This is a genomic window from Streptomyces sp. rh34 (genome assembly GCF_002551245.1).
Classification (GTDB): Bacteria; Actinomycetota; Actinomycetes; order Streptomycetales; family Streptomycetaceae; genus Streptomyces.
In genome coordinates this window covers 1-12,279 of record NZ_NTGZ01000217.1, presented here as the reverse complement: position 1 = coordinate 12,279, position 12,279 = coordinate 1, and the positions used below count along the sequence as shown (strand labels likewise).

Sequence of the window (12,279 nt, the reverse complement as noted above, 5' to 3'; positions counted from 1 at the left end):
GCGGCTACATCGCCGACAGCAAGATCGACGGCCAGGTCGGCCCGTACTCCCAGCAGCAGTGGTACACCCGCGACAGCTCCGTCGGCGGCTGGACCAACGGCGTCTGGAACATGACGTTCTCGGGCGTCGAGGGCGCACCGGCCAACAGCTTCCCGGAGCCGCCGTACACCACGCTGGACACCACCCCGATCTCCCGCGAGAAGCCGTTCCTGCATCTCGACGGCGACGACTACAAGGTCTTCGTCCCGGAGAAGCGCGAGAACGCGCGCGGCGTTTCCTGGGACGGCGGGGCGCCTGCGGGCGAGTCGGTCCCGCTGGACCGGTTCTACGTCGTGAAGGAGGGGGCGGACGCCGCCACCATCAACGCGGCCGTGGAGCAGGGTCTGCACCTGCTGTTCACGCCCGGCGTCTACCACATCGACGAGACCATCCACATCGACCGCGCGGACACCGTGGCCCTCGGCCTCGGCCTGGCCACGATCATCCCGGACAACGGGGTGACCGCCATCAAGGTCGGTGACGTGTCCGGCGTGAAGCTCGCGGGCCTCCTGGTCGACGCGGGTCCGGTGAACTCGCAGACCCTGATCGAGGTCGGCCCGGAGAACGCCTCGGCGGACCACTCGGCGAACCCGACCTCGCTGCAGGACGTGTTCGTGCGGATCGGCGGCGCGGGCCCCGGCAAGGCGNGAGGTCGGCCCGGAGAACGCCTCGGCGGACCACTCGGCGAACCCGACCTCGCTGCAGGACGTGTTCGTGCGGATCGGCGGCGCGGGCCCCGGCAAGGCGACCACCAGCATCGTCGTCAACAGCGACGACACGATCATCGACCACACCTGGGTCTGGCGCGCCGACCACGGCGAGGGCTGGGGCTGGGAGACCAACCGGGCCGACTACGGCGTCCGCGTCAACGGCGACGACGTCCTGGCCACCGGCCTGTTCGTCGAGCACTTCAACAAGTACGACGTGGAATGGTACGGCGAGCGCGGCCGCACGGTCTTCTTCCAGAACGAGAAGGCGTACGACGCACCCAACCAGGCCGCCATCCAGAACGGCGACACGAAGGGCTACGCCGCCTACCGCGTCGACGACTCCGTCGAACAGCACGAGGGCTGGGGCATGGGCAGCTACTGCTACTACAACGTCGACCCGACCATCATCCAGGAACACGGCTTCAAGGCCCCCGTGAAACCCGGCGTGAGGTTCCACAACCTGCTCGTCGTCTCACTCGGCGGCAACGGCCAGTACGAGCACGTCATCAACGACGTCGGATCCCCCACNCCCCGTGAAACCCGGCGTGAGGTTCCACAACCTGCTCGTCGTCTCACTCGGCGGCAACGGCCAGTACGAGCACGTCATCAACGACGTCGGATCCCCCACCTCGGGAACGTCGACGGTCCCCTCGACCGTCGTCAACTTCCCCTGACCCGGGCCTCTTCGGCCCGAACCCGGTGACCCGGGAGCGGGGGCCCGGGTCCGGTGTCCGGCGGCCCGGACCGGACCCCCGCGAACGGAGGGCGGCCTCCGGTGGACGCACCTGTCCGCCGGGGGCCGCCCGTTCCGCGCACGAGGGGCCGCGCCCGGGAGTCTCCCCGCCCGGCTATCGGGAGCGGGACAGCAGCGCCCCGCCCGCGTACCGCGCCGATGCGCCCAACTCCTCCTCGATCCTGATGAGCTGGTTGTACTTGGCCGTGCGGTCGGAGCGGGACAGCGAGCCGGTCTTGATCTGGCCGCAGCCGGTCGCGACCGCCAGGTCCGCGATCGTGGTGTCCTCCGTCTCGCCGGAGCGGTGGGACATCACGGCGCTCCAGCCCGCACGACGGGCGGTGGCGACCGTGGCGAGGGCTTCGGTCAGGGTGCCGATCTGGTTGACCTTCACCAGGACCGAGTTGCCGACACCGGTCCGGATCCCCTCGCGTACCTGCGCCTCGTCGGTACAGAACACGTCGTCGCCGGTGAGCTGGCAGCGGTGCCCGACGCGGGTGGTCAGCTCGCGCCAGCCGTCCATGTCATCCTCGGCCATCGGGTCCTCGATGGAGACGACCGGGTACGCGTCGATCAGCTTGACCAGGTAGTCGACCTGTTCGGAAGGGGTGCGGCGCACGCCCTCGCCCTCGTACACGTACGCGCCGTCGCGGAAGAACTCCGACGAGGCCGGGTCCATGATCAGGCCGATGTCCGTCCCGGGGCGGTACCCGGTGCGTTCGACCGCGCTCATGACGAAGTCGAGCGCTTCCTCCGCCGTGCGCAGCGCGGGCGCGAAGCCGCCTTCGTCACCGACGCCGGTGGCGTGTCCGGCGGCGAGCAGGTCACGTCGCAGGGTGTGGAAGATCTCGGAGCCCATGCGGACGGCTTCCGCGAAGGTCTTCGCTCTCACCGGCGCGATCATGAACTCCTGGAAGTCCAGCGGATTGTCGGCGTGCGCGCCGCCGTTGATGATGTTCATCATCGGCAGCGGGAGAAGGCGGGCGTCGGATCCGCCGAGATGGCGGTAGAGCGGCCGGCGGTGGGCCGCCGCGGCGGCCTTCGCCCCGGCGAGTGAGACGCCGAGGATCGCGTTCGCGCCGAGCCGGGACTTGTCGGGCGTGCCGTCGAGGGCGACGAGCGCGGCGTCCAGGCCCGCCTGGTCGTCCGCGTCGCGGCCCACGACCGCGGCCGCGATGTCCTCGTTGACGTGGGCGACCGCCCGGTCGACGCCCTTGCCGTGCCACCGTCCGGCGTCCCCGTCGCGCAGTTCCAGGGCCTCCCGGGCACCGGTGGAGGCGCCGGAGGGAACCGCCGCGCGGCCGAGGGAGCCGTCGGCGAGACGGACGTCGGCCTCGACGGTGGGGTTGCCCCGGCTGTCGATGATCCGGCGGGCGGTGACGGACTGGATGACGGTGGGCTCAACTGCCTTGGGGGCCATGCGAGGTCCTTCCGAAGTCACATGCCGCGGCACTCTTGCGACAACGCCGGCGCGAGCCGCGACGACGTAACTCTACAGCAAGACTGTTCAGATATGCTGTTCAGGTCAGCTGCTGAGCCTAGCTGTGCAGTCACGCTGTTCAGATGTGCTGTTCAGATGTGCTCCGCGGGCCATGTGCGGGGACCCGCTGACGATCGCCGGGTTAAAGTGCCCTATGCCCACCCCCGAGCCCGCCACCGTCGCCGCCGATCTGCGCATCGCCATGGGCAAACTCGCGCGACGCGTGAAGCAGGAGGACCGGATCCCGCACGGTCAGGTCGCCGTACTGGGCGTCCTCGACCGGGACGGGGCCATGACCACCAGCGACCTCGCGGCGGACCAGCGCGTGCGCCCCCAGTCGATGGCCCGCGCGGTCGGACTCCTCATGGACCAGGGTCTCGTCGTCCGCCGGGCGCACCCGACGGACGGCCGCAAGTCCCTCGTCGACCTCTCCGACGTGGGAAGGGCGGCACTGGAGGCGGAGCGCGACCGCCGCGCCGACTGGCTCGCCCGGGCCATCGACCTCGAACTCGGCGAAGACGAGCAGGAGACGCTCGCGCGCGGTGCCGCCCTGATGGAACGGCTCGCCGCTTACTAGAACCCGGGCACTCCCTCCGGCCGGAGAGCCCGGACCACGGGAAAGCGCGTTGTCGGGGACGCGCGGGTGTGTCAGGGTCGCCCGGTGAACGCTTCGCGATGTGACCTTCTGCGCCGCCAGTTCGATCTGACCTGGTCGCTGTTCGAGTACCACCTGGAGCGACTCGACACCGAGGACTTCCTCTGGCAGCCGGCACCGTTGTGCTGGACGGTGCACCTGCGGGCCGACGGCCGGTGGACGCCGGACTGGGCGGAGACGGAGCCCGATCCCGTTCCGGTGCCGACGATCGGCTGGCTCAGCTGGCACATCGGCTGGTGGTGGAGCACGACGGTCGATCACTCCCTGGGCCGCAAGCCCCGGGACCGGGAGGACGTCGCGTGGCCGGGCGACGCCGAGGGAGCGATCGGCTGGCTGCGCGAGCTCCGGGAGGAGTGGCTGGGGGTGCTGGACGGCCTCGACGACGCGGCTCTCGACGCCGCCGCCCCGTCGTCTCCCTGGGAGCAGGGGCCGGACCACACCGTCGCGCACATGGCCGCGTGGGTCAACGCCGAGCTGATGAAGAACGTCGCGGAGATCGGGCAGCTCCGGATGGTGCGCGCGGCGTCCTCGGGCTGACCGGGCCGCCGTGGCGCCGGCCCCCGTTCCGTTTCACCTGGCCACGGCCCGGCAGTAGGCCTCGTCGCCGGCGAGGAGGTTGCGGTGGGTGTCCTCGGCGGTGACGACGCCCCCGTCCAGGACGAGCACCCGGTCCGCGGCGTCCAGGAGCGCCGGACTGCTGGTCATCACGAGAGTGGTGCGGCCCCGGCGCAGCTTCGCGACGTTGCGCGCGATGAGCTGTTCGGTGACCGCGTCGACGGCCGTCGTGGGGTCGTGCAGCACCAGTATCTCGCTGTCGGCGGCCAACGCACGAGCGAGGGACAGCCGTTGGCGCTGGCCACCGGAGAGGTTCGATCCCCGGTCGCGTACCGCATGGTCGAGCCCCTCCCGGTGCAGGGCGACGACGTCGGTGAGCATGGACGCCTCGACGGCGTCCGCGATCGTCCGGCCGGTGCCCGACGGGTCGATGTTCGTACGGAGCGTGCCGGCGAAGATCTCTCCGTCGTACGGGTTCACCAGCAGGTGTTCGCGGACCGACTCGATCGACAGGCCGGCGATCTCCCGGCCGCCGACCCGCACCACTCCCCCGTACGTGTGAGGGGCGGCGTTCACCGCGAGGACGGAGGCGAGGTCGGCCGCCGCACGCGGCTGATAGGCGGCGATCGCCACGAACTCACCGGCCGCCACCGAGAACGTGACCCCCTGGAGCGTCCCGTGGCGTACGCCTTCGACCTCCAGGTCTCCGCCGGGCTCCGGGCGCCCGGTCCCCGGTGTCGTCACCGGCCGCGCGGAGAGCACCAGAGCCATGCGCTCGGCCGAAGCACGGGCCATCATCACGTACTTGGGCATCTCGGCGAACAGCCTGAGCGGTTCCATGATGAACTGCGCGAGGCCCACGGCCATGACGAGTTCACCGATGGTGATCCGGCCCTCGAACGCCAGCAGGCCGGCCGTCAGGGAGACGGCCGCGGCGAGGGCCGCGTTGAGGGCCAGCGCGGTGCCCGCGTAGGCGCCGTTCACGCGGGCGACGGTGATCGCCTGGCGCTTCGCGTCCGTGCTGACCTCGCGGTAGGCCCCGAAGGCGGCGTGGTTGCCGCCGAACCCGTGCAGCGGGCGCAGGCCGACGATCAGGTCGGCGACCTTGGCGCCCGCCCGGGCCACCTTGGCCTGCTGTTCCCGCGTACTGGTCCCGATCCGCTTGGACATCACGGCGAGGACCGACAGGATCGCGACGGTCCCCACGATCACCAGCAGACCGAGCCGGAGGTCGGCGAGGCCCAGGGCGACCGCCGCGACGGCCACCGCGACCAGCGAGCTGATCAGCAGCGGCACCACCTCGATGATGTCGGCGGTCTGGTCGGCGTCCTCGGTGGCGATGGTCAGGATCTCGCCGGACTTGAGGTCCACGTCCCTGGCCACCGGCTGGAGCCCGCAGGCGGCCACCCGCACCCGCCAGCGGTGCGCTTCGGTGGTGTTGGCCTTCTGCAGCACGCGCATACCGAACCGCCACGACAGGGACACCGTCGTGATGATCACGGCGAGCGAGCCGATGGCGACGCCGAGCGAGCCGAGGTCGCGGTCCTGCATCGTGTGCTCGACGATGAGGCCGAGCGCGATGGGGAACGCGGTCTCCGCCGCCTGGTACAGGCCCATGAGCACGGTGCCCACGACCGTGGCGCCCTTGTTGCGGCGCAGCGCCGTGAGCAGGATGGCGGCCCCCGGGCGGGGCCGCTGGGTGTCGGAGGTCTTCATCAAGGTGGCGGTCAATCGCTTCCGGGGTTCGCGGGGTGAACAGATCGCGGAGGGTGCTGACAGGACCGTACTCGCGGACCACGGCCCCGGTCCCGTCTGTCCGGGCGGCGCCGGCCGCCCCGGGGCCGGCGCGCCGGGCGTCCCGGCCGGTGTGGACGACGCTCGTCATCGATACGCCCAGGGCCTCTCGTCTGGATCTTGCCGGGCTCCCGGAGTCCGGCATGATCCCGACGAGAGGCCCTAGCTGCCTTCTCGCCACGCGCGCCACAGCCGGGCGTACTGACCGCCCAGCTCGACCAGTTCGCTGTGCGTTCCCTCCTCCACCACACGTCCCGCGGACAGCACGGCGATCCGGTCCGCGGTCATCGCCTGGGTCAGGCGGTGGGCCACGAACAGCGTGGTCCGGCCGGAGCAGGCGGCCAGCACGGCGCGTTCCAGTTCGGCGGCGCCCTCACTGCCCGCCTCCGCGGTCGACTCGTCGAGCACGACCACCGGGGACCGGCTCAACACCAGCCGGGCCAGGGCGATCTGGGCGACCCTGGTGACGTCCAGCCGCTCGCCGCCCTCGCCGACCACGGCGTTCAGGCCCTCGGGGAGGAGTTCGGCCCAGCCTCCGGCGCCGACCGTGCGCAGCGCGTCCCACAGCTCGTCGTCGCTCGCGTCGGGTGCGGCGAGCCGCAGGTCGTCGGCGAGCGGACCGGAGAACACATGGGTCTCCTGGGTCAGGATGCTCACCAGCGCGCGTGCCCCGGCCTCATCCGTATCCGCGAGGTCGTGCGTCCCGATGCGGACGGACCCGGCCTGCGGTCTCCCGATGCCGGCGATGAGCGCGGCCAGCGTCGACTTGCCGGCGCCCGTCGCCCCGACCAGGGCGAGCGAACCGCCGGCCGGGATGGACAGGGAAACCTCCCGCAGCACCGGCTCCTCCGCCCCGGGATAGCTGAAGGTCAGCCCCTCCACCGTGACCGGGTACGGCGCGACGTCGGCGGGCAGGACGGATCCGTCGCCCACCAGCCGCTGCTCGGACGGCTCCTGGAACACGCCGACGAGACGGGCGAGGCTCGCTCCGGACTTCTGCGCCTCGTCGAAGGTGAACATGATGGCGCCCAGCGGGGTGAACAGGCGGTGGAACATCAACGGGGCGGCCGACACCTCGCCCAGGGTGGCGGCGTCCGCCTCCAGGAGGGCGTACCCGACGAGCAGGATGAGGACGAGCCCGATGAACTCGGCCCGGTTCTCCCGGCCGACGAACCGGCCGAAGAAGCGGAACACCTCGACGCCGAGATCGCGCACCCGCCACGACTCGCTCGTGACCTTGTCGCTCACGGCGTCCTCCAGGCGGTACGCGCGGACCGTGTCGATGCCGTTCAGTCCGCTGATCAGCGCCTGGGCGCGGTCGGCCTGGGCCACCCGCTGCCTCCGGTAGAGCGGTGCCGAGCGGGGCAGGTACCAGCGCAGCGCCAGCGCGTACGCGGGCAGGGCGCACGCTCCGGCCAGGCCGAGCCGCCAGTCGAGACCGAACATGGCGATCGTCGCGATGCCGACCAGGACGCCCGCCGAGAACACGGTGGGGACGGCGGTCCGGATGCCCTTGGAGATCACGGCCACGTCGTCGCCGACGCGGGACAGCACGTCCCCCCGGCCGACCTCTTCGACGCGGGCGCTGGGCATCCCCAGCACAGCGCGGACGGCTTCCTCGCGGAGCCGCGCGAGCAGTTCGGCCCCGAGCTTCCCGGTCAGGAAGGTGGAGGCCGCGGTGGCAGCGGCGCCGAACAGCGCGGCGGCCACCATCAGGACGCCGACGGTGAGCAGTATCGAGCGTGACTCGCCCCCGACGACCCCGTCGACGACCCGGCCGAGCAGCAGTACCGGGAGTACCTGGAGCGCGGCCCCGGCCACCGTGGTGAGGACGGTGGAGGCCGTCAGCCACGGGGCTCGTCGGCAGTGCCCGGCCACCCAGCGGGCGGCCTCGCCCCCGGTCGCCGTGCGCAGGGTCGCCGGGGCGGCGGGAGTGTCGGTGGCCGTCACACGAGGACCGGTTCTCGGCGGGCAACGGGGCGGTGGGGCGTCATCACTACGTGACCGGCGTCTCTACTTGACCGACGCGACGAGCTCGTCGATCGCGTACGGCAGGGAGAGCAGGGTGCCCTGGGACATCGCCGCCCCGACCGCCGGGCCCTCGCTGTCCAGCAGGTAGGAGACCTTGCCGTTCTTGACGGCCGGCAGGTTGGTGAACAGCTCGAACTTCTTGAGCGCCTCCGTGTCCGCCTTGTCGTTGATGACGAAGATGTGGTCGACGTCCACCAGATCGACGCGCTCGGGGGAAAGCTCGGTGAAGAAGCCTCCGTCGGCGATCTTGTCGATCTCGGTCTGGTAGGTGAATCCGGTGCCGGTGACGAGCCGTCCGCGTACGTCGGTGGAGGTGAAGGCCGAGATCGAGTCCTTGTACCAGGACAGCGCGACGGCCTTCTGCCCGCCGAACTCGGGGTGGGCCTTCTTCGCGGCGTTCAGCCTGCCCTGAATGCCCTTCACCAGTTCGGCGCCCTCCTTCTCCTTGCCGAGGGCCTTGGCGATGTGCACCGCGTTGTCCTGCCACGGGGCGCTGAAGAGTTCCTTCTCGCCCTTGGTGCGGCCCACGGTCGGGGCGATTCTGGAGAGCTTCTCGTAGGCCGCCCTGTCGACCTCGGAGTAGACCGCGATGATCAGGTCGGGACGCAGGGAGGCGATCTTCTCGAAGTTGGGGCCCGCGTCGCCGTTCTTCATGACGACCTCGGGGCGGGTGTCGCCCCACTGGTCCTTCACCCAGGGCCACTGCGTGTTGATGTCGGGCGTCCGACCGGCCGGGTTCGGGTACTGGTCGACCATCCCGACCGGCTTGACGCCGAACGCCAGGACGGCCTGGTCGTCGGTGTAGCCGACGGTGACGACCCGCTGGGGGGCCCGGGCGACCTCGGTGGTTCCGAACGCGTGCTCCACGGTGACCGGGAACGCGCCGTCGGCCGCGGCCGGGGCGTCGTCGTTCCTCTCGTCCGCCGAGTCGCTGCCGCATCCCGCGAGGAGACCGACGCCGAGGGTGGCAGCGGACACCGCGGCGGCCAGCCGCCGCCGCCGCTTCACCAGCGTCGTTCGTTGGAGAGACATCCGGAATCCCTTGCTTTCGCGCTGTCCGCTGCGCCCCGGTGCGGGGCAGCCAGACTGTACCGTGGGCCGCGAGGCCAGCCTAGCCTTACCTGTCAACTTTCGCCTGGTCAGGATGGATTGAGCCGCCCCTCGGGAGCCGACGGCCCGTCGGGCGCCACCCGCGGTTCGGGCCGGACGTGCGCCCGGCCGATCGGCACGATGAGCGGCCGGGCGCCCACCGGGTCGTCGATCACCTTGGCCCGCAGTCCGAACGCCTCGTGCAGCAGCTCGGCGGTGATCACGTCCCGGGGGTGCCCCTGCGCCAGGACGGCTCCCGCCCGCATGACGACGAGGTTGTCGCTGTAGCGCGTGGCCAGATTGAGGTCGTGCAGCACCATGACCACGGTGCGGCCCGACTCGTGCAGATCGTCGACCAGGTCGAGTACGTCGATCGCGTGGGCCAGGTCCAGGTAGGTGGTCGGCTCGTCCAGCAGCAGCAGGCCGGTGCCCTGGGCCAGGGCCATCGATATCCATACGCGCTGGCGCTGTCCGCCGGACAGTGAGTCGACGGGCCGGTCCGCCAGGTCCGCCACCCCGGTCATGGCCAGCGCGCGCCGCACCACGTCGGCGTCGTCCGAGGACCACTGCCGCAGCCAGCTCTGGTGCGGATGGCGTCCGCGGGCGACCAGGTCGGCGACGGTCAGCCCCTCCGGGGCGACCGGCGCCTGCGGCAGCAGTCCGAGCTTCTTCGCCACGTCCCTGGTCCGGAGCCCGCCGATGTCCTCGCCGTCCAGCACGACGGTGCCGCCGGCCGGCTTGAGCAGCCGGGCCAGGGTGCGCAACAGGGTCGATTTCCCACAGCCGTTGGGGCCGATGATCGTGGTGATCACCCCGGGGGGAATGGCCACGTCGAGCTGGTCGATGACTGTGCGGTCGCCGTATCCGACGGTGATGCCCCTGGCGGCCAGCCGTGGGACGTCCCCGACGTCGGCATCGGTCCTGGCGGTGAACTGAGCGGCCACAAGCCCCCCTTGTCGAGGTTCGTCATACTTCTACCATCTATCGGCGGTTCGCCCGTACCAGCAGGTAGACGAGGAACGGACCGCCGATCAGGGCGGTGACCACGCCGACCGGAAGGCCGATCGGCAGGGCCGCACGGGCCACCAGGTCCGAGCCGATCAGCAGCAACGCGCCCACCAGGCCGGAGGTGATGACCGGCGGCGTCGGCCATCTCGCCAGGCGCATCGCCACCTGGGGCGCCACCAGCGCGACGAACGGGACCGGCCCCGCCGCGCTCACCCCCACGGCGGCCAGCAGGACCGCACAGAGCAGCAGGAGGGCCCGCACCCGGCCGACCCGTACGCCGAGCCCGGCGGCGACGTCGTCGCCGAGGTGCATCGGCTTGAACGGGAAGGCCACGACGGCGACGATGGCCAGCAGGACGAGCGTGCACCAGAACGCCGCGCGCACCTCGTCCCAGGACCGGCTGTCCAGCGAGCCGACCAGCCACACCTGGGCGCGCGCCACGTCCCGGAGGTCGGCCGAGGCCAGCAGCCAGGTCGTGATCGCCTGCATCATGGCGGTCACCGAGATACCGATGAGGATGAGCCGGAAGCCGTCGACGCCGCGCCGCCAGGCGAGGAAGTACACCAGCAGCCCCGTGCCGAGGCCTCCCAGGAGGGCTGCCGCGGGCAGCCCGACCGAGCCGGCGGCCGCAGCGGTCCCGCCCGTGGCCGTCACCAGGAACACCGCGACGGCGCCGGCTCCGGCGGTGATCCCGAGGACGTCCGGGCTGGCGAGCGGGTTGCGTGCCACGGACTGGGTGATCGCGCCGGACACGCCCAGGGCGATCCCCACCACGAGGCCGGCCAGCGCCCGGGGCATCCGGAGGTCCATGACCACGAAGGCGTCGACCTGTTCGCCCTGGCCGAGGACGGTGGCGATCACCCGGGAGAGGCCGATGGGGAAGTCCCCGATGCTGATGGAGAGGCAGAAGACCAGGAAGACCGCCGCCGCGAGCACCAGCGTGACCAGTACGAGCCGGGGCCGCCAGACGAACGACACCCGGCCGAGCCGCACACCCGGCGGCATCGGCGCTTTCACTTCGGTCCCGTTCATGCGCTCCTGAACTTCCCTCGCCACACCAGGGCCGCGAAGAAGGGGGCCCCGAGGAGGGCGACCACGATGCCCGATTCCAGCTCTCCCGGCCGCACGACCAGCCGGCCCACGATGTCGCAGACCAGCAGGACACCGGATCCGAGCAGACCCGCGTACGGCACCAGCCAGCGGTAGTCGGGGCCGGTCAGATACCGGGCCACATGGGCCACCATCAGCCCGAGGAAGGCGATGGGGCCGCAGGCCGCGGTGGCGGCCCCCGCCAGCAGGGTGATGGCGGCGATGCCGATCGTGCGGCTCACCGCGATGTTCACCCCGAGCGCCCGCGCCACGTCGTCGCCCAGGTTGAGCAGGTTCAGGGCGGGCAGGGTGATCAGCGCCAGGACCAGGCCGACGGCCACGAATCCCGTCACCGGCCGGATGACGTCGAATCCGACACCCGTCACGGAGCCCGCGTTCCAGAACCGCAACGCGTTGAGGGACTTCTGATCGGACAGCGCCACCGCCGTGGTCATCGCGGCGAGGAACACCGTGACGCCCTGCCCCGCCAGGGCGAGGGTCAGCGGGTTGCCCGCGCCCCTGCCGAGGCTCGCCAGGCCGAAGACGACGACGCCGGCGATGCCCGCGCCCACGAAGGCGAACCAGACGTACTGGAACGGGTTGGTGAACCCGAACAGGGCGATGGCCGCCACCACCGCGAAGGAGGCTCCGGCGTTCACCCCCAGCAGTCCGGTGTCGGCGATGGGGTTGCGCGTGTACCCCTGGATCAGCGCCCCGCCGACGCCCAGGGCCAGGCCCGCCACGATCGCGAGGACCGTCCGGGGCAGGCGCACGGTCTGCACGATGAGCCGGATCTCGGTGAGCTTCCGGTCGGGGTCGGGATCCGCGAACAACCCGTGCCAGACCTCGCCGGGGCTCAACGCGCGCGCCCCGACGGCCAACGAGACCGTCGCCGCGATCACCAGAGCCACCGTGAGGACGCCCAGTCCCACGACGCGCCGCCGCCGGGTGTCCGTTGTCCCCCCTGGCGCGGGGCGCTCCACTGCGGTGGTGAACATGTCGAGGAACGATATCCCTACGATCGGATCGCTCGCGCTCGGCCCGCCCCGCGGGCCGCCGGGCGGGCCGAGCGCCGAACGCGCCGCGGGTCAGCGGC

Annotated in this window: 9 protein-coding genes and 1 pseudogene; 3 read left to right on the top strand and 7 right to left on the bottom strand. The window is 71.6% G+C overall.

Annotated features, from left to right (window positions below; genetic code table 11):
• A pseudogene (locus CR470_RS29035) lies at positions 1-1,275 on the top strand (coagulation factor 5/8 type domain-containing protein); the annotation flags it as partial.
• Positions 1,276-1,597: 322 nt separating this feature from the next.
• Here the strand turns inward: CR470_RS29035 and eno are convergent.
• Positions 1,598-2,902, bottom strand: coding sequence for a phosphopyruvate hydratase (gene eno / locus CR470_RS29030; protein WP_097870467.1), 1,305 nt, complete (start codon positions 2,900-2,902; stop codon positions 1,598-1,600).
• 214 nt (positions 2,903-3,116) lie between these two features.
• Between eno and CR470_RS29025 the strand changes: the two genes are divergently transcribed.
• Positions 3,117-3,539, top strand: coding sequence for a MarR family winged helix-turn-helix transcriptional regulator (locus CR470_RS29025; protein ID WP_097870466.1), 423 nt, complete (start codon positions 3,117-3,119; stop codon positions 3,537-3,539).
• An 84-nt stretch (positions 3,540-3,623) separates the two neighbouring features.
• Positions 3,624-4,154 carry a DinB family protein gene (locus tag CR470_RS29020; RefSeq protein WP_097870465.1) on the top strand — a complete coding sequence of 177 codons (531 nt, stop codon included), beginning with the start codon at positions 3,624-3,626 and terminating at the stop codon, positions 4,152-4,154.
• Positions 4,155-4,187: 33 nt separating this feature from the next.
• Here CR470_RS29020 and CR470_RS29015 read toward each other — a convergent pair whose 3' ends face one another.
• The 6 genes from CR470_RS29015 to CR470_RS28990 form a co-directional block, all read right to left on the bottom strand.
• The gene (locus CR470_RS29015; protein WP_097870468.1) at positions 4,188-5,888 is read right to left on the bottom strand and encodes an ABC transporter ATP-binding protein; all 1,701 of its coding nucleotides are present in this window, start codon (positions 5,886-5,888) and stop codon (positions 4,188-4,190) included.
• A gap of 240 nt (positions 5,889-6,128) precedes the next feature.
• On the bottom strand, positions 6,129-7,916 hold the full coding sequence (locus CR470_RS29010) for an ABC transporter ATP-binding protein (RefSeq protein ID WP_097870464.1): 1,788 nt from the start codon (positions 7,914-7,916) through the stop codon (positions 6,129-6,131).
• A gap of 63 nt (positions 7,917-7,979) precedes the next feature.
• The gene (locus CR470_RS29005) at positions 7,980-9,029 is read right to left on the bottom strand and encodes an iron-siderophore ABC transporter substrate-binding protein (RefSeq protein ID WP_097870463.1); all 1,050 of its coding nucleotides are present in this window, start codon (positions 9,027-9,029) and stop codon (positions 7,980-7,982) included.
• 107 nt (positions 9,030-9,136) lie between these two features.
• Positions 9,137-10,030 carry an ABC transporter ATP-binding protein gene (locus CR470_RS29000; RefSeq protein ID WP_097870462.1) on the bottom strand — a complete coding sequence of 298 codons (894 nt, stop codon included), beginning with the start codon at positions 10,028-10,030 and terminating at the stop codon, positions 9,137-9,139.
• 37 nt (positions 10,031-10,067) lie between these two features.
• Positions 10,068-11,126, bottom strand: coding sequence for a FecCD family ABC transporter permease (locus tag CR470_RS28995; RefSeq protein WP_097870461.1), 1,059 nt, complete (start codon positions 11,124-11,126; stop codon positions 10,068-10,070).
• On the bottom strand, positions 11,123-12,181 hold the full coding sequence (locus CR470_RS28990) for a FecCD family ABC transporter permease (RefSeq protein WP_097870460.1): 1,059 nt from the start codon (positions 12,179-12,181) through the stop codon (positions 11,123-11,125). The genes CR470_RS28995 and CR470_RS28990 overlap by 4 nt, the downstream gene beginning before the upstream one ends.
• Positions 12,182-12,279 lie beyond the last annotated feature (98 nt).